Annotated in this window: 14 protein-coding genes; 6 read left to right on the plus strand and 8 right to left on the minus strand. The window is 72.1% G+C overall.

Annotated features, from left to right (window positions below; genetic code table 11):
• Positions 1–36 precede the first annotated feature (36 nt).
• The 3 genes from AB0F13_RS13255 (at position 37) to AB0F13_RS13265 (ending at position 2,714) form a co-directional block, all read left to right on the plus strand.
• Positions 37–699 (plus strand): helix-turn-helix domain-containing protein, encoded by a 663-nt coding sequence (locus AB0F13_RS13255; protein WP_362079868.1) that lies wholly within the window; start codon positions 37–39, stop codon positions 697–699.
• A complete protein-coding gene (locus AB0F13_RS13260) occupies positions 696–2,045 on the plus strand; it encodes an MFS transporter (protein ID WP_362079871.1) in 1,350 nt (449 codons plus the stop codon). The genes AB0F13_RS13255 and AB0F13_RS13260 overlap by 4 nt, the downstream gene beginning before the upstream one ends.
• A 126-nt stretch (positions 2,046–2,171) precedes the next feature.
• Positions 2,172–2,714: an RDD family protein gene (locus AB0F13_RS13265; RefSeq protein WP_362079874.1), complete on the plus strand. Its 543-nt coding sequence runs from the start codon at positions 2,172–2,174 to the stop codon at positions 2,712–2,714.
• A gap of 61 nt (positions 2,715–2,775) precedes the next feature.
• Here AB0F13_RS13265 and AB0F13_RS13270 read toward each other — a convergent pair whose 3' ends face one another.
• Together AB0F13_RS13270 and AB0F13_RS13275 are read right to left on the minus strand one after the other, a co-directional pair.
• Positions 2,776–3,834 carry a polyprenyl synthetase family protein gene (locus AB0F13_RS13270; protein WP_362079877.1) on the minus strand — a complete coding sequence of 353 codons (1,059 nt, stop codon included), beginning with the start codon at positions 3,832–3,834 and terminating at the stop codon, positions 2,776–2,778.
• A 49-nt stretch (positions 3,835–3,883) separates the two neighbouring features.
• Positions 3,884–4,930: a tetratricopeptide repeat protein gene (locus tag AB0F13_RS13275; RefSeq protein ID WP_362079880.1), complete on the minus strand. Its 1,047-nt coding sequence runs from the start codon at positions 4,928–4,930 to the stop codon at positions 3,884–3,886.
• A 332-nt stretch (positions 4,931–5,262) separates the two neighbouring features.
• Here AB0F13_RS13275 and AB0F13_RS13280 point away from each other — a divergent pair, with 332 nt between their 5' ends.
• Together AB0F13_RS13280 and AB0F13_RS13285 are read left to right on the plus strand one after the other, a co-directional pair.
• The gene (locus AB0F13_RS13280) at positions 5,263–6,879 is read left to right on the plus strand and encodes a phospholipase D-like domain-containing protein (protein ID WP_362079883.1); all 1,617 of its coding nucleotides are present in this window, start codon (positions 5,263–5,265) and stop codon (positions 6,877–6,879) included.
• Between the two features lie 184 nt (positions 6,880–7,063).
• Positions 7,064–7,984: a serine hydrolase gene (locus AB0F13_RS13285; protein WP_362079886.1), complete on the plus strand. Its 921-nt coding sequence runs from the start codon at positions 7,064–7,066 to the stop codon at positions 7,982–7,984.
• 41 nt (positions 7,985–8,025) lie between these two features.
• Here AB0F13_RS13285 and AB0F13_RS13290 read toward each other — a convergent pair whose 3' ends face one another.
• From AB0F13_RS13290 to AB0F13_RS13305, 4 genes are all read right to left on the minus strand, one after another.
• On the minus strand, positions 8,026–8,964 hold the full coding sequence (locus AB0F13_RS13290) for an alpha/beta hydrolase (RefSeq protein WP_362079889.1): 939 nt from the start codon (positions 8,962–8,964) through the stop codon (positions 8,026–8,028).
• Between the two features lie 99 nt (positions 8,965–9,063).
• A complete protein-coding gene (locus AB0F13_RS13295) occupies positions 9,064–10,365 on the minus strand; it encodes a wax ester/triacylglycerol synthase domain-containing protein (protein WP_362079892.1) in 1,302 nt (433 codons plus the stop codon).
• A 68-nt stretch (positions 10,366–10,433) separates the two neighbouring features.
• Positions 10,434–11,678 carry a glycosyltransferase gene (locus AB0F13_RS13300; RefSeq protein WP_362079895.1) on the minus strand — a complete coding sequence of 415 codons (1,245 nt, stop codon included), beginning with the start codon at positions 11,676–11,678 and terminating at the stop codon, positions 10,434–10,436.
• A gap of 66 nt (positions 11,679–11,744) precedes the next feature.
• The gene (locus AB0F13_RS13305; protein WP_362079897.1) at positions 11,745–13,310 is read right to left on the minus strand and encodes an alpha/beta hydrolase; all 1,566 of its coding nucleotides are present in this window, start codon (positions 13,308–13,310) and stop codon (positions 11,745–11,747) included.
• Between the two features lie 274 nt (positions 13,311–13,584).
• Here AB0F13_RS13305 and AB0F13_RS13310 point away from each other — a divergent pair, with 274 nt between their 5' ends.
• Positions 13,585–14,772, plus strand: a complete 1,188-nt coding sequence (locus tag AB0F13_RS13310) for an aminotransferase class V-fold PLP-dependent enzyme (protein ID WP_362079900.1) — start codon at positions 13,585–13,587, stop codon at positions 14,770–14,772.
• Here AB0F13_RS13310 and AB0F13_RS13315 read toward each other — a convergent pair.
• Together AB0F13_RS13315 and AB0F13_RS13320 are read right to left on the minus strand one after the other, a co-directional pair.
• On the minus strand, positions 14,760–15,002 hold the full coding sequence (locus tag AB0F13_RS13315) for a hypothetical protein (RefSeq protein ID WP_362079903.1): 243 nt from the start codon (positions 15,000–15,002) through the stop codon (positions 14,760–14,762). The genes AB0F13_RS13310 and AB0F13_RS13315 overlap by 13 nt on opposite strands.
• 12 nt (positions 15,003–15,014) lie before the next feature.
• Positions 15,015–15,308, minus strand: a complete 294-nt coding sequence (locus AB0F13_RS13320) for a hypothetical protein (RefSeq protein ID WP_362079906.1) — start codon at positions 15,306–15,308, stop codon at positions 15,015–15,017.
• Positions 15,309–15,406 lie beyond the last annotated feature (98 nt).

A 15,406-nucleotide genomic window follows, 5' to 3' on the forward strand; every position in this document is an offset into this window, starting at 1 on the left:
CTTCGCGAAGAGATCTTCGCGGTTATTGTTGGGGTCATGGCAGACCTCAACCAGCCGGGCGACGGCACACCCTCGCCCGCGCCCCCGACCCCGCCGCTCGGCCCGGACCCCGAGACCGACGTCGTCCTGGACGCCAAGGGCCTGCGCGCCCTGGCCCACCCCGTGCGCGTGGAGCTGATCGGACTGCTGCGGGCGCACGGCCCCTCGACCGCCACCCGCCTCGCCGAGCAGCTGCACATCGGTTCCGGCGTGACCAGCTACCACCTGCGGCAGCTCGGCGCCGCGGGGTTCGTCGAGGAGGACACCGCGCGCGGCAACGCACGCGAACGCTGGTGGCGAGCGGCGCACGAGTCGACATGGCTCAACATCACGGACCTCGCCGACGGCGAGCCCGACGCCGTGATGCAGTACATGCGCTCGGTCGCCGACGCCCACACGCTGCGCACGCAGCTGGCCCTGAACCGGTTCCCGGTCCTGCCGCGCGAGTGGAGGGACCGCTTCAACATGAGCAACTTCGCCCTGCGGCTCACGCCCGACGAGGCCGGGCAGCTGGAGGAGGAGCTGCGTTCGGTCCTCGCCCGCTACCGAAAGCACAGCCCCGATCAGACCACGGCAGACGCGCCCGAGGACGCCGAGCGGGTCATGCTGGTCCTCCACCTGCTGCCGGAGCCGGACGCCTTCGAAGCGGACCGGCAGTGAACGCGATACCCGGCGGACGCAGCCTCCGCCCGCTGGCCGGCATCCTGGCCGCAACGGCCGTATCCCTGACCGGCACGCGCGTCTCCGCAATCGCCCTGCCCTGGTTCGTCCTCGTCACCACGGGCAGCGCCACCCTGACCGGCCTGGTCGCCTTCTGTGAGATGGCCCCCTACGTCCTGGTCAAGGCCCTCACGGGCCCGCTCGTCGACCGCGTCGGGCCCCGGGTCGTCTCCTGGGTCACCGACTCCGTCAGCGCGGTGGCAGTCCTGCTCATCCCGCTGACGCACCATCTGCACCTGCTGCCCTTCTGGCTGCTGCTGACGCTGGTCGCGCTGGTCGGGGCGGTACGCGGCCCCGGCGACCTGGCCAAGGAGATCATGGTCCCGGAGGCCGCCGACCGAAGCCGGGTGCCGCTGGAGAGGGCGACGGGGCTGTCGGGCGTCACCGAGCGCCTCGCCTCCACGGTGGGTCCGGCGGCCGGCGGAGCCCTGGTGGCCCTGACCGGACCCATGGCCGGCCTGGTCGTCAACGCGGCGTGCTTCGCGCTCGGGTCGGTGCTCATCGCGCTGGCGCTGCCGCGCGGCATGGGCCGGGCGGCCGGGACGGAGGACGACCGGCAGGACGTGGACGACCCGCAGGACGGGGACGAACGGGCCGGCTACTGGCAGCAGCTCGGCGAGGGCTTCGCCTTCCTGCGCCGCGAGCCCCTGCTGCTCGCCATCGTCGTCATGGTCGGCATCACCAACCTGCTGGACTCGGCGTTCATGACCGTGCTGGTGCCGGTATGGGCCAAGGAAACCGGCGGCGGACCGGCGGCGATCGGCCTGACCGGCAGCACCGCCGGCATCGCGGCGGTCTGCGGCAGCCTCATAGCCGCCGCGGTGGCCCACCGGATGCCGCGCCGCCTCGTGTTCTTCGCCGGCTTCCTGCTGGCCGGTGCGCCCCGCTGGCTCGTCCTCGCCTCCGGGGCCCCGATGTGGGTGGTGGCGGCGGTCTTCGCGCTCTCCGGCTTCGGCGGCGGCTTCCTCAATCCGGTCCTGGGCGCGGTCTCCTTCGAGCGCGTCCCGCGCCGGCTCCTGGGCCGGGTCCGGGCCCTGGGCGACTCGTTCGCCTGGGCCGGCATTCCGCTGGGCGGACTGCTCGCGGGCGCGGCGGTGGCGTCGGCCGGGCTGACGCCGGTGCTGCTGGCCGGGGCCGTGGCGTATTTCTGCACTACCAACCTGGCCGGGCTGCGACCGGAATGGAAGGAAATGGACCGCGGCCGGGGACCGCGCACCGTACGGTCGTCGACCGACAATCCGTATAAGCCTCCCCCAAAAAACAGCAGTGCGGAAATGAATACCTGACGCGTAATCAGTAGCGCCGCTCCGCCGGACCCGCCGGGCTGCTTCGGATAACCGTTTGCAATCGATCTCCACGTGGAGCCCGAACCGATTTGTATGATCGGCCGCGTCTCCTATTGGATCAGTTGTGTGAGTCATTATCAGCAGCAGCCCGGTGCCCAGAACCCCTATGGTTACAGCGCTCCGCCGCCCCAGTACTACCCGCCGTCCATGCCGCCGATGGGTCCCGCCGGCCCGCCCGAGCAGGCCCTTGCCAACCAGGGCGCCCGCCTGGGTGCCCGCGTTCTCGACCTCTTCTTCATGATCGTGCCCATGATCGTCGTGGGCATCATCAACGCAATCGTGGTCGATGCCTCCGGTGTCAGTCCGGCCGGCGCCGCTCTCCTCGGTCTCGTCGGCCTCGCCGTCGTGCTGTGCTACGAGCCCGTCATGAACTCGAAGTACGGCGCCACCTTCGGCAAGCGCATTTGCGGTCTGCGCGTCGCCCGGCTCTCGGACGGCCAGAACCTCTCGCTGGGAGCGGCGTTCGGACGTTGGGCCGTCTACATCCTGATCGGCTTCATCCCGCTCGGCGGCCTCATCAACGTGCTGTCCTGCTGCTGGGACAAGCCCTACCGCCAGTGCTTCCACGACAAGGCGGCGGGCAGCGTCGTCGTGAACCGCAACGCCTGATCACACACCACCGGCGGAGCCCACCACCGGCGGAGCCCACCACCAGCGGAGCACCCCGCCGTCACAGCCGCCGTTCCACCAGAAAACCGGTGAGCGCGAGGAGTTCGTCCGTCGTACGGGGTGCCAGCGGCACCCCCCACAGGCACTCGCGCGCGGCGGCCACCCGGCGGTGGGCCTCCGCCAGGGTCAGGTCCCGGCCCCCGGCCTCCTCGATGAGCCCGGCCGCGCGGTACGCGCCGTCGGTGTCCAGCGGGGCGGCCGGGCCCAGCAGCCCGGCGAGCCGGCGGGCGGCCGGGCCGTCCGCGGCCAGAGCCGCCAGCACCGGCAGGGTCTTCTTCCCGCGGAGCAGGTCCGCGTGGACCGGCTTTCCGGTCGCGGCCGGGTCGCCCCAGATGCCCAGCAGGTCGTCCACGGCCTGGAACGCCGCGCCCAGGTGGCGCCCGGCCTCCGCGAGCACGCCCACCACCGCCGGCGAGGCCCCGGCCAGCACCGGTCCCAGCGACAAGGCGCAACCGAGCAGCGAACCGGTCTTGCCGGCCGTCATCGCCTCGTACTCCGGTATCCGCACGGCCTCCGGGCCCGTCCACGGCCGGGCCTCGAAGAGAAGGTCGTCGGCCTGCCCGGCCACCAGCTCCCGCAGCGCCCCGGCCAGAAGCCGGACGGCCGCCGCCGCGTGCTCGCCCCCTGCCCCCGCCAGCGTCTCCACCGCGAGCGCGAACAAGGCGTCCCCGGCCAGCACCGCCGGCCCGGTACCGAACGCCTTCCACACGCTCTCCCCGTGCCGCCGCCGCTCGTCACCGTCCATGATGTCGTCGTGCACCAGCGAGAAGGCGTGCACCAACTCGACCGCGACCGCCCCCGCGACGGCGGCCCCGGCAGGCGCGCCCACGGCCTCCGCCCCCAGCACGGCGAGAGCCTGCCGCACCCCCTTTCCGCCCGCTGCCGCGCCCGGCGCCCCGCCGGCGTCGCACCAGCCGAACGAGAACGAGCCCATCAGCCGGGGCCAGGGATGCAGGCTCTGCACGGCGGTCCGCAGGGCCGGCTCGACCAGCTCCCGGCAGCGGTCGAGCACTTGATGCGGTGATGCCTGAGTCAGCTGCAGGCCGGTGTGTGACGTCATGGCGGGCTTCTCTCGTCCGGTGAAGTGCGGGGCGGTGGCGGATCTCACGTCAGCCCGCCGGGGCCGGGGACACGGGCGCGATCCCCAGCTCCGCACGCGCCTTGTCCACCATCTGCCGGGCGTGCAGCAGGCCCAGCCCGCCGAGCGTGCGGCGCAGCGCGTCGAGATCGGCGGCGGTCTCCGCCAGGTCACGCCCGAGCCGCGCCCGGGCCTTGACCAGCCCGAGCATGGCGAGCGCCGCGCCCCGGGGCTCGCCCATCGCCCGGAACTCCTCCAGGGCCCCGCTGTAGGTCACCCGCGCCTCCTCGTACCGGCCGGCACGGAAGAGTACGTTGCCGCGCATCTTGTGGTTGTAGGCCAGCGCGCTGACGAGCTGCATCTCGCGGCAGGTGTGCTCGGCCTCGGCCAGCAGTTCCAGCGCCCGGCCGGTCCCGCCCCGCAGGGACGACACGTCGGCTATGCCGCGCAGCGCCCACGCACGGCCGCGCGCGTCGTCGGCCTTCCCCGCTATCTCCGCGGCCTCCTCGAACATGGCCAGGGCCGTGTCGTACGAGCCGGTGTTGCGGTGCATCTGCGCTATACCTTCCAGCGCCCATACCGTGTGCCGGGCCTCGCCCCGCCGTCTGGCCTCCGCCAGCAGCTTCTCGTGCAGCTCGCCGACGGCCTGGTAGTCGCCCTGGATGCGGCCGGTCTCGGCGAGCCCGGCCAAGGAGTAGCCGCGGGCGACGACATCCCCGCCGCGCTCGGCCAGTTCGGCGGCGACCGCCAGCCATCGCCGGGCCAGGGCGAGGTCGCCGCGCTGCCGGGCCAGGGTGCCGCCGCTCCACACCGCCCACGCCATCGCGCCCTCGTCCCCGGCCCGCCGTGCCGCGCGGTAACTGGCCTTCCACGCCTGTTCGGCGTCGGCGACGCGGCCCAGGCGTCGGCTGGCCTCGGCGACGGCGAGAGCGGCGTGCGCCGACTCCAGATGGGAACCGGAGAGTTCGGCCTGCCGCTGCTGCTCGACCGCCCTGGCCAGCACCTCCTCGAGGGAGGAGTTGACCGACAGCTCGCCCAGCGCGCCGCGGTACTCGGGGGCGAATGCCTTGCCGTACATGTCTGCCTCTCGTCGTGACGGACTTCCCGGTCTCCAGGAGCTGTGATCAGGAAGCTCGGTCACGAAGCTATGGCCAAGGGGCATCACGAGAAATCCATCCATCAGGCGGTCTGCCGTACATCTGGGGACTGGCGGCGGCGTCCCCGGTCATCCGCGAGACGTACGGGACGGCCGTCGGCAGCGCTCCGTGGGCCCGCGCCGGACCGTCGGCGGCCATTGACCTGAACCTGTCGGTGATGTCCGACTCGTACTGTTCAACTGTTCGTCAACTGGTAACTTCTCCGCGTTGATCTTCCGTTCGCGGAATCGTTCCTTCGTTTAAGGATGCACAATTGCCCCACCACCGGCCCCGCCGTTTATCCCGCCTCGCCCGCTCCGCGGCGGCCTCGGCCGTCGTCCTGGCCGCGCTGCCCGCGGCCCCCGCCTTCGCGAGCTCCTCGCCGACCCCGCACCTCGACGCCGTCGAGAAGACACTGCGACAGGTCTCGCCCGGCCTCGAAGGTGACGTCTGGCAGCGGACCGAGGGCAACAAGCTGGACGCCTCCACCGCGGATCCGTCCGACTGGCTGCTGCAGACCCCCGGTTGCTGGGGCGACGACGCGTGCGCGGACCGCCCGGGCACCAAGCGGCTGCTGGCCAAGATGACCGAGAACATCTCCAAGGCGAAGCGCACCGTCGACATATCGACCCTGGCGCCCTTCCCCGACGGTGCCTTCCAGGACGCGATCGCCGCCGGGCTCAAGGCCTCGGCCGGGTCCGGGAACAAGCTGCGCGTCCGCGTCCTGGTCGGCGCGGCGCCGGTCTACCACATGAACGTACTGCCCTCGAAGTACCGGGACGATCTCAAGGCCCGGCTCGGCGGGGCCGCCGACGGCATCACGCTGAACGTCGCGTCGATGACCACGTCGAAGACCAGCTTCTCGTGGAACCACTCCAAGCTGCTCGTCGTGGACGGCGAGTCGGCGATCACCGGCGGCATCAACAGCTGGAAGGACGACTACGTCGACACCGCCCACCCGGTGACGGACGTCGACCTGGCCCTCACCGGCCCGGCCGCGAGCTCCGCCGGCAGGTATCTGGACACGCTCTGGACGTGGACGTGCCAGAACAAGAACAACATCGCGAGCGTATGGTTCGCGGGCTCGGGCGGCGACTGCATGCCCACGATGGAGAAGGACGCCAACCCCACGCCCGCGGCTCCCACCGGCAACGTCCCCGTGATCGCGGTCGGTGGCCTCGGCGTCGGCATCAAGGACTCCGACCCCGCCTCGAAGTTCCGTCCCCGGCTGCCCACCGCCCCGGACACCAAGTGCGTCGTCGGTCTGCCCGACAGGACGAACGCCGACCGTGACTACGACACGGTCAACCCCGAGGAGAGCGCCCTGCGGGCCCTGGTGGGCAGCGCGGACCGCAGCATCGTCATCTCCCAGCAGGACCTCAACGCCACCTGCCCGCCCATCGCCCGCTACGACATCCGCCTCTACGACCTCCTCGCCGCGAAGATGGCGGCCGGGGTGAAGGTCCGCATCGTCGTCAGTGACCCCGCCAACCGCGGCGCGGTCGGCAGCGGCGGCTACTCGCAGATCAAGTCCCTGTCCGAGATCAGCGACACGCTCCGCAACCGCCTCGCCCTGGTCACCGGTGACCAGCAGAAGGCCAGGGCCGCGATGTGCTCCCACCTGCAGCTGGGTACCTTCCGCAGCTCGGCCGACGCGACCTGGACCGACGGGAAGCCGTACGCGCTGCACCGCAAGATGGTCTCCGTGGACAGCTCCGCCTTCTACATCGGCTCCAAGAATCTCTACCCCTCGTGGCTGCAGGACTTCGGCTACATCGTGGAGAGCCCGGAGGCCGCCAAGCAGTTGGAGGCCGGGCTGCTCGACCCCGAGTGGAAGCACTCGCAGGCGACCGCCACCTTCGACCACGCGCGAGGCGTCTGCTCAGCCTGAGCCCGGCAGGACCTGGTTTCCGCCATATAAATATGTTCGAGTCCCGGGTAATGATCCGACTGTCGTCACGTATGAGTGAAGGGATTTCATCTCGCGCGGCGTCGGGTGCGACCATTCGCTGGCCCCGACCCGACCAGCGAGGAAAACTGGAGACTCGATGCAGCGATGTGGGGGAAGCACCGGCATGCGGGATGGCCGGGGGGCGGCCCGCCGCTGGGGAGCGGCGCTGACCGCGTCGACCGCGGCTGTCGCGGTCACCCTCCCGACGGCCACCGCCGAGGCCGCGGACGGCCCCGCGGGGATCGGCGCCAAGGGTGCGTACCTCGACCGCGGACCCGACGGCAAGCCGTGGGGCAAGGCGGCCGACACCAGGCGGCCGACGGCCAGCACCACGAAGATCATGACCGCGGTCGTGGTCCTCGACGACCACGCGGGCGAACTGGACCGGCAGATCGCCATCAAGCAGTCCTACCGCGACTGGGTGGCCCGCAAGCAGGCCAGCACCGCCGACCTGCGAACGGGCGACAAACTCACCGTCCGGCAGCTGCTCTACGCCCTGATGCTGCCGTCGGGATGCGATGCCGCCTACGCGCTCGCCGACACCTTCGGCAGCGGCGGCACCGAAGAGGAGCGCACCAATTCATTCATCACAAAAATGAACGACAAGGCCGGCGAACTCGGGCTGCGCAATACCCACTACGACTCGTTCGACGGCATCTCCGCCCAGGGCGGCAATTACAGCACCCCCCGCGACCTGGCGAAGCTCGCCCGCCACGCGATGGGCAGCAGCACGCTCGGCACGGTGATGAAGGCGACCAGCACCCAGCAGAAGGCGACGAACGTCAACCGCCTCTACACCTGGTACAACACCAACAAGCTGCTCGGCTCGTACCAGGGCGTCGTCGGGCTCAAGACCGGCACGACGCAGGCGGCGGGGCCCTGCCTGGTCTTCGCCGCCCGGCGCGGCGCCCGCGACGTCGTCGGCGTCATCCTCAACGACCCCGCCGGCCGCTACCCGGATGCCGCGAAGATGCTGGACTACGCCTTCCGTACCCGCACCCCGATGAAGCTGCGCCAACTGCCCTCCGGGGCGCACGAGGACTGAGCCACCGAGCCCGGTCCGGCCCCGGGAAGGGGCCGGACCGCTCAGTGCCCGTCGGACGGGCGGGGCGAGGGCAGCGCGTTCCGCATCCGGTGCCGGATGTGTTCCACGGGATGGCAGTAGTCGAGACCGGTGAGGGAGTCCCCGGAGAAGAAGCGGATCAGCAGGTCCACCACCTCGGCCGGGCACTCCAGGTGCAGCAGGTGGTCCGCGTTCCGGAACGCGACGAACCGGGCGTCGGTGCACTGCGCGGCGGCCTCCCGACTCAGCGCCGGAGTGCTCAGCGGGTCGTGCTCACCGGTCGCCACCAGCACCGGAACACGCACGGGCGGCCCGGCGGGCAGCCGCGAGTTCGCCAGCAATCGCAGCGAGTTGTCGCGGTACTTGGCGAGATCGTCGGCGGTCATCTCGCGCAGGGCACGGGTCAGGCACCTGGTCACCGTGGCCCTGCGGGCGACCGTGACGCGGGGCGAGGTGCACATCATGCTCTCCAGCACGCACTCCACGAACTCCGCGTGCTGGTCCTGCTCCGCCAGATCCAGCGTGAGCTGCACCCGGGCCCGGGCGGAGGCCGTCAGGTGGGACATCGTGCCGAAGAGGGCGACGCGCTCGGCCCGTTCGGGGTGGTCACGCGCCCACTGGTACGCCACCGCGCTGCCGTAGGAGGCGCCGAAGACGTTCACCGGGCTCGGCGCGACCTTGGCGAGCAGCTGGTCCAGCGCCTTGGTGAGGAAGTCGAGGCCGTAGCGGGCGGGCAGGCGGTCCGCACCACCCCAGCCGGGCAGATCCATCGTGATCACGCTCGCCGCCTCCCGGCACCCCTGCTCCAGGCGGCCCCAGGCGTTCTGGTGCTGGAACGCCCCGCCGACGAAGACCATGGGAGCCAGTCTGGCGTTGGGCTGGTGGACGACCCGGCCGGTGTACGCGTAACCGTCGAGGGTGAGCGGGATGACCTCTTCCAAGAGTGCGATACGCGTCGGCACGGCCGGTCTCCGTTTCGTGGGGGGACTTCACCAGGGGGAACGAGAACCGGCGCGGGACGTTACTGCCATATGGCGGACGCCCGTGAGAGCGACGGCCGCTCACCCCGACAGCCCGCGGATCTCCTGCCGGATGAGGGCGGACAGTCGCACCCCCAGGTGGCGGTGGCCCTGGTCGGTCATCACGGTCACCGTCGCCCCCGTGTCGTGCACGGCCATCGTCATCGCCACGGGCTGCCCCGGGCTGAGCGGCGGCAGAGCGGCGATACCGGTCAGGCGGGCGGAGCCCAGGGCCAGCGGGCCCGCGTACGTCGCCAGGCTACTGCACAGCACGGAGGAGTAGAACGGGGAGTCCGCGTATCGGCCGAGGGCGTCGCTCACCGGTCCGTGCCGCCGCGGCCGTGAGGAGACGAAGAGCGCCTGGGCCCGCGCCCGCTGCTTCAGCGCCGCCCTGCGGGTGAAGGCGTCCACCGCGGCGAGCCGCCGCTGCGCTGTCGCACCCGTGGGCAGCGGCACCCGCACAGTGGCGTAGTGGTTGCCCAGAACCGCCGCCGCGCCCCCCTCCCGTACGTCGACGGGGACCATCGCGCACACCCCCGGCAACAATGGCAGCCGCCCGGTGGCTCCCGAGGCCCGCAGCGCACCGGCGGCCGCGGCGAGGAAGACCGCGTTGGCCGAGGCCCGCCCCGACGGCAGGGCGTCGCGGGCCGCACTCAGCTCGGCCGCCGGAATCCGGCACCAGGCCACCGACCGCCGCGAGTCCACCGGGCCGTGGAACGGCAGGGGCCGGGCCCGCGGCAGCAGGTCCGCCAGGGCGCGGGCCGACGGGAGGCGGGGCACGGCGGACGGCTGCGCCGTGCCGGGCCGGGCACGCGGGCCGGGCACCCCGGCCGGGGCGTCGAGGAGGGAGCGCAGCAGCGCCACGAGCGAGCCCCCGTCGAGCAGCGCGTGATGGGCGCGCAGCAACAGGGCGAAGCCGTCGGCCGCCGGGAGCAGATGCAGCTGCCAGGGCGGCATGGCCGGGCCGAGGGGATGGGCGAGGAGCTGGGCGGTACGGGCCTCCAGCGGGGCGGGCGAGGGGGAGGCGGGGACGTGGTGCCCCGGGTCGAACGCCGGTCCGGTCGTCCAGTGCGGCCACGCGTCGGGCCCCCCGGCTGCCGGCACGCCGGGCGTCAGGCGCAGCCGCTCGTACGCTCGCCACCGCTGCCGCGCCAGTTCACGAAGCCGCGGCAGCGCCGGTGCGGGGCCCTCGAACCGGGCGAGGACCCCGGCCGTCATGCACACCGCCCCACTGCTCTGGTGCCGGTACAGCCACGCGTCCAGCGGCGGCATGGCCGTGGCGTCGGACCGCTCGGAGGCCCGGCCGGAGGCAGCGAGTTCGGGCAGGGACGGGTGCGCGCTCACAGGGTGTCCTTACGTCCTTGTCTCAAGCGGTTGCCGGGGGGACCGTGCCTGCGGCCCGGGCGCCCCGTTCAACAGGGCATGTCCGCGATCGCCCGGGCGACGGCGCCCGCCCCGTCCTCCAGCCCCAGCCGCGCGGCCAGCTGGGTGGCCCGCCGGGCGAACCGGGGTTCGCCCGTGGCGCGTCGCAGCGCCCCGGCGAGCCGGTCGGCGGTCAGCGAGGCATATGGCAGCGCTCCCGGGCTCACGCCCAGCCGCACCAGCCGTTCGGCCCACCACGGCTGATCGGTGAGGACGGGCACCGGGACCGCGGGCACTCCGGCCCGTAGCCCGGCCGCCGTCGTCCCGGCCCCGGCGTGGTGCACCACGGCGGCCGTGCGCGGCATGAGCCAGCCGTGCGGGACCGGGCCGACCGTGATGACGTCGTCGTTCATCACGGACAGCCCCGCCCATCCCGACTGGACGACTCCCCGCAGCCCCGCCTGGCGCAGGGCCCGCGCCGTGATGCCGGCGAGCTGCTCGGGTTCGCCGGGCATCATGCTGCCGAAACCCACGAACACCGGCGCAGGCCCGGCCGCCAGGAAGTCGGTGACCAGCGCGGGCGGCTCCCAGTCCGCGCACTCGTGCGGCCACCAGTACCCGGCGATCCCCAGGCCCGGCCGCCAGTCCGCCGGCAGGGGCACCACGGAGGGGCTGAAGCCGTGCCAGATGGGCCACCCCCTCCGCTCCCGTTCCACGCGCAGCCGGTGACCGCTGCGGTACGCGAGCCCGAGCCTGGCGTGCAGGCTCCGGTTGGCGGTGGCGTACAGCGTGTCCAGGACGGCGTTCGCGGCGTGCCCCCGCAGCCGGTTGGCGAACCCGGGGGGCTTCCAGGGCATCGTGCACGGCGAGAACGCGGCCGTGGGGGTGTCGGGCTGGAGGAAGACACCCATGCTCGGAATGTCGTGGTACTGCGCAACGACCCTCCCGATCGGCGCGGCGATCGCCGACAGCAGGACCAGATCGGCCTTGGGGTCGACGGCGGCGAGGATCCCGTCGACGAGCGAGAGCGCGGCCTGTTCGGTGGCGCGTACGACGCGCAGGACGGAGCCCGGCGAACGGACCGCGCGCCGGAAGCGGCTGTGCGCGCCGAGCAGCTCCTCGAACGGGTCGGCCTCCAGCGCGCGCATCCCCAGGCCGCAGCAGGCCACCACGTCCGTGAACCTCGCGTGCGCGGCGATCTCCACGTCGTGGCCCTCGGCGAACAGCCGGTGCCCGAGGCCGGTGTAGGGGGCGACGGAGCCCATGGTGCCCGCTGTGATGATCTGGATGCGCATGTCCCCGGCCTTCCTGCCGCCCTGTCGCATCAACGACAGGGCACCCGGCCCGGATACGGCACGCGCCTACTTCGCTGCCGCGGACGCTCCGGCGGGCACCGGGAGGGGCTTGGCGGGGCAGGCCGTGTCGTGCTCGGGCGCGTCCCCCGTCAGCAGGTAGCCGTTGACGATGTCGTCGACGCAGGCGTTGCCCTCCTGGTAGGCGCCGTGGTCACCGCCGGTGACCGTGACCAGGCGCGAGCCGCGCAGGGCACGGTGGGCCCGCACCGCCCCCTCGTAGTAAGTGGCCGGGTCGTGGACCGAGTTGAGCATGAGCGTGGTCGGCAGGCGGGCACCGGTGACCTTCACCCTCGGCGCCGGGGACTTCGGCCAGGCGGCGCACACCGAGGCGAAGGCCAGCTCGCGGGCACCGGCCAGCGGCCGCTCACGGGTGTCCTCGCCGCTGCGCTCGACCCAGTAGTCGACGTCACGGTTCCACGGGGTGTCGTTGCAGGTCACCGAGAAGTACTCGGCGAAGAAGCCGGCGTCGGGATACCCGCCGAAGAGCCGCTGGACGGTCACCTTCTCCTCGGGCGTCGCACTGTCCCAGTGGTCGAGCGCGGCGAGCGCCGTCGCCAGCGGCTGGAAACCGCCGTCGGCGTCGTACATCGCCTGGACCGTCCCGCTGTCCAGCTGGTTGGGTCCGATGACGACCTTGCCGACCGTCAGCGGCTTCTCGCGCAGGGCACCACGCCGCCGCTCCCACTTCGCTTTCGCCTCGGCGGCGGTACGGCCGTAGTGGTAGACGCTGTCGTACTTCGCGAGCCAGGGCAGGAAGTCCTGCTCGAAGCGGCGCTGGAAGCTCATCGGCTGCCCCTTCATGAAGCTCTCCCAGGAGCCGTCGAAGGCGATGTTGCTGTCCAGCACCGCGCGTTCGACGCGCTGCGGGAAGAGCGTCGCGTAATAGGCGCCGATCATCGTCGCGTAGGAGGGTCCGTAGTAGGAGATCTTCCGTTCCCCGAGCAGCGACCGGAAGAGGTCCATGTCCCGCACCGTCTGCTCGGTGTTCAGATACGGCAGCAGATCACCACTGCGGCTGCGGCACGCGTCCGCGAACTTCCGCGAACGATCCACCACGTTCCGGAGCGCGGCGGGGGAGCGGTCGCGGAAATCACCGTCGAGGAAGTCCGCGAACTCCGCGTCGCTCTCGCACACCGCACGCGTGCTGCGCCCCACCCCGCGCTGGTCGAAGCTCACCACGTCGTAGGCGGCACCTACCGACGGCGACTCCTTCACCAGCCGCGCCGGCCGCAGCAGCCCCTTGCCGCCCGGCCCTCCCGCCGCCATCATCAGCACCCCGCGCCGCTTGCCGGGGTCGCTCGCGCGGTGTCGGGAGACCTCCACCGTGAGGTCCGGCCCGGCGTCCGGGTGGTGCCAATCGCGGGGCACGGCCATGGCCGCACACTCCAGCGGTGAGTCCTTCTCGCACTGCTGCCAGTCCAGCTGCTGCTGCGCGTAACGGGCCGGTACGGGAGGCTGGGCGGCCCGGGCGGCCATGGCGACGGACCCCGGAAGCACGGCGGCAGCTATCGCCGCCGCCACGGTGCCCGACACCGTTGACGCCGTGCGTCGTGACTTTCCGAACGTGAACATCGATCCTCCTGCGCGGTTGCGGTGACGACATCGATGCTTCCGCCCGGCGCCCGTGCGATCGATCCCATCAGCATCCGTTCCTGGGGTGGTGCTGCCACCACCCCTCAGGTGCGAACGGGGGTTCCCGCAGGGAGACGGACGGCTGATCGACGAGGTTGCGTGCGCGCGTGCCGTCGCGCGGCATCGGGCCACTGGTGCGCGGGCATGGTCGATGGTGAAGTCGACCGGTACAGCGACCGTCTCATCCCGACTCTTCCCGTCAGGAGCGCACCTCATGGACATCGCCGCACTGCGTGAGGACACCCCCGGCTGCGCCCATCGCGTGCACCTCAACAACGCGGGCGCCGCCCTTCTCTCCCGCCGCACGCTCGGCACGATGACCGCTCACCTCGAACTGGAGGCCCGCATCGGCGGCTACGAGGCCGCGAACGAGCGGCTGGAGGACATCGAGGCCGTCCACGCCACCATCGCCGAACTCCTCGGCGGGCGGCCCGAGGAGGTGGCGCTGTTCGACAACGCCACGCACGCATGGGAGGCCGCGTTCTACTCCCTCGCCTTCCGGCCGGGCGACCGGATCCTGACCGGCCGCTCCGAGTACGGCAGCAATGTGCTGGCCTATCTCCAGGTCGCCCAGCGCACCGGCGCCGAGATCGTCGTCGTCCCCGACGACGAGCACGGCCGGCTGGACACCGCCGCCCTGGCCGGCCTTATCGACGACCGCACCCGGCTCGTCGGCGTCAGCCACGTCCCCACCAGCGGCGGTCTGATCAACCCGGCGGCCGAGATCGGCCGCATCACCCGGCGGGCGGGGGTGCCGTTCCTGCTGGACGCCACGCAGTCGGTCGGTCAGTTCCCCGTGGACGTCGGCGTCATCGGCTGCGACATGCTCACCGCGACCGGCCGCAAGTTCCTGCGTGGGCCCCGCGGCACCGGCTTCCTATGGGTCCGCACCGGGATCCTCGACCGCCTCGACCCGCACGTCAACGAGACCGCGGCATCGGTGTGGGACGGCAAGCGCGGCTTCACCTGGCGGCCGGGCGCACGGCGCTTCGGCACATGGGAGATGAGCTACTCCAACGTGCTCGGCCTGGGCAGCGCCGTGCGCCAGGCCCTGGACCTCGGCCTGGACGCCATCGGCGACCGCGCGATCGCCCTGGGGTCCGCCCTGCGCGAGCGGCTCGACGCGGTGCCCGGGGCCGGCACGTACGACCTGGGGCTCGAACGGTGCGCCATCGTGACCGCCAAGGTGGAGGGAGTCGCCGCGGACGCGGTGAAGGCCGAGCTGACCCGGCAGGGGATCAACGTGAGCACGACGACGCCGGAGCAGTCGCAGTTCGACACCGAGGAGCGCGGCGTCCACCCGCTGGTGAGGCTCTCCCCGCACTACTACAACACCGAGGAGGAGCTCGACCGGGCCGTCGCCGTCCTGGCCGGACTCGCGCGGACGGCTCAGCCCAGATAGTCGATCTGATAGATGTGCAGGGTCTTCGTCTGGTGCCCCAGATAGATGACGACGAAGACCTCGTCGAGCACGAGCATCCGCATGATTCCGTCGTCCTCGCCGTACGGGACGGTCACCGACAGGGGGTCCGCGCAGGCCGCGGCGAGGACGTCGCTGAGCTGTCCGCTCACCGGTGACGGGAGGGAGTCCCAGACAGCCGCTATCGTCGCATCGTATTTGAGCGCGTACACCGGCTCAGGGTGTCAGCTCCACACGGCTCCGTGGGCGCGAACGAGGGCAGCGTCCTCCTGCACCTTCTGGGTGATGTCGATCCACTCGCCCGGGACCTCGCCGCCCGCCGCTTCGGCTGCCGCCGCCTGCCGTCCCCGTTCGACGGCCGCGAGCGTACGCTCGGCGATGCCCTGCCACTTCGCGAACACGGCAAGTACCGCGTGCGCGGGAGCCCGGCCGATCTCGTCGGTGAAGCGCTGCGAGAGGCCGGGACTGCCGAGAGCATCGCGGATACGTTCGATGCTCCACACCGGGCCGGTGCTCATGGGTCCTCCCCGCGTCGGCGGCTCGACCGCCCAGACTAGCGAAATTGTGCTCTCCGTATCAGCGGAACCCACGTGGCCGCTCCACGCCACAGGACCAC

Origin of the sequence: Streptomyces sp. NPDC026206, from assembly GCF_040638465.1 — a bacterium.
Lineage (GTDB): Bacteria > Actinomycetota > Actinomycetes > Streptomycetales > Streptomycetaceae > Streptomyces.

Excerpts from the sequence above, each read along its gene's own strand:
- AB0F13_RS13255 (WP_362079868.1), top strand. The coding sequence starts at position 37 with ATGGCAGACCTCAACCAGCCGGGCGACGGCACACCCTCGCCCGCGCCC.
- AB0F13_RS13270 (WP_362079877.1), bottom strand. The coding sequence starts at position 3,834 with ATGACGTCACACACCGGCCTGCAGCTGACTCAGGCATCACCGCATCAA.
- AB0F13_RS13275 (WP_362079880.1), bottom strand. The coding sequence starts at position 4,930 with ATGTACGGCAAGGCATTCGCCCCCGAGTACCGCGGCGCGCTGGGCGAG.
- AB0F13_RS13285 (WP_362079886.1), top strand. The coding sequence starts at position 7,064 with ATGCGGGATGGCCGGGGGGCGGCCCGCCGCTGGGGAGCGGCGCTGACC.
- AB0F13_RS13300 (WP_362079895.1), bottom strand. The coding sequence starts at position 11,678 with ATGCGCATCCAGATCATCACAGCGGGCACCATGGGCTCCGTCGCCCCC.
- AB0F13_RS13305 (WP_362079897.1), bottom strand. The coding sequence starts at position 13,310 with ATGTTCACGTTCGGAAAGTCACGACGCACGGCGTCAACGGTGTCGGGC.
- AB0F13_RS13310 (WP_362079900.1), top strand. The coding sequence starts at position 13,585 with ATGGACATCGCCGCACTGCGTGAGGACACCCCCGGCTGCGCCCATCGC.
- AB0F13_RS13320 (WP_362079906.1), bottom strand. The coding sequence starts at position 15,308 with ATGAGCACCGGCCCGGTGTGGAGCATCGAACGTATCCGCGATGCTCTC.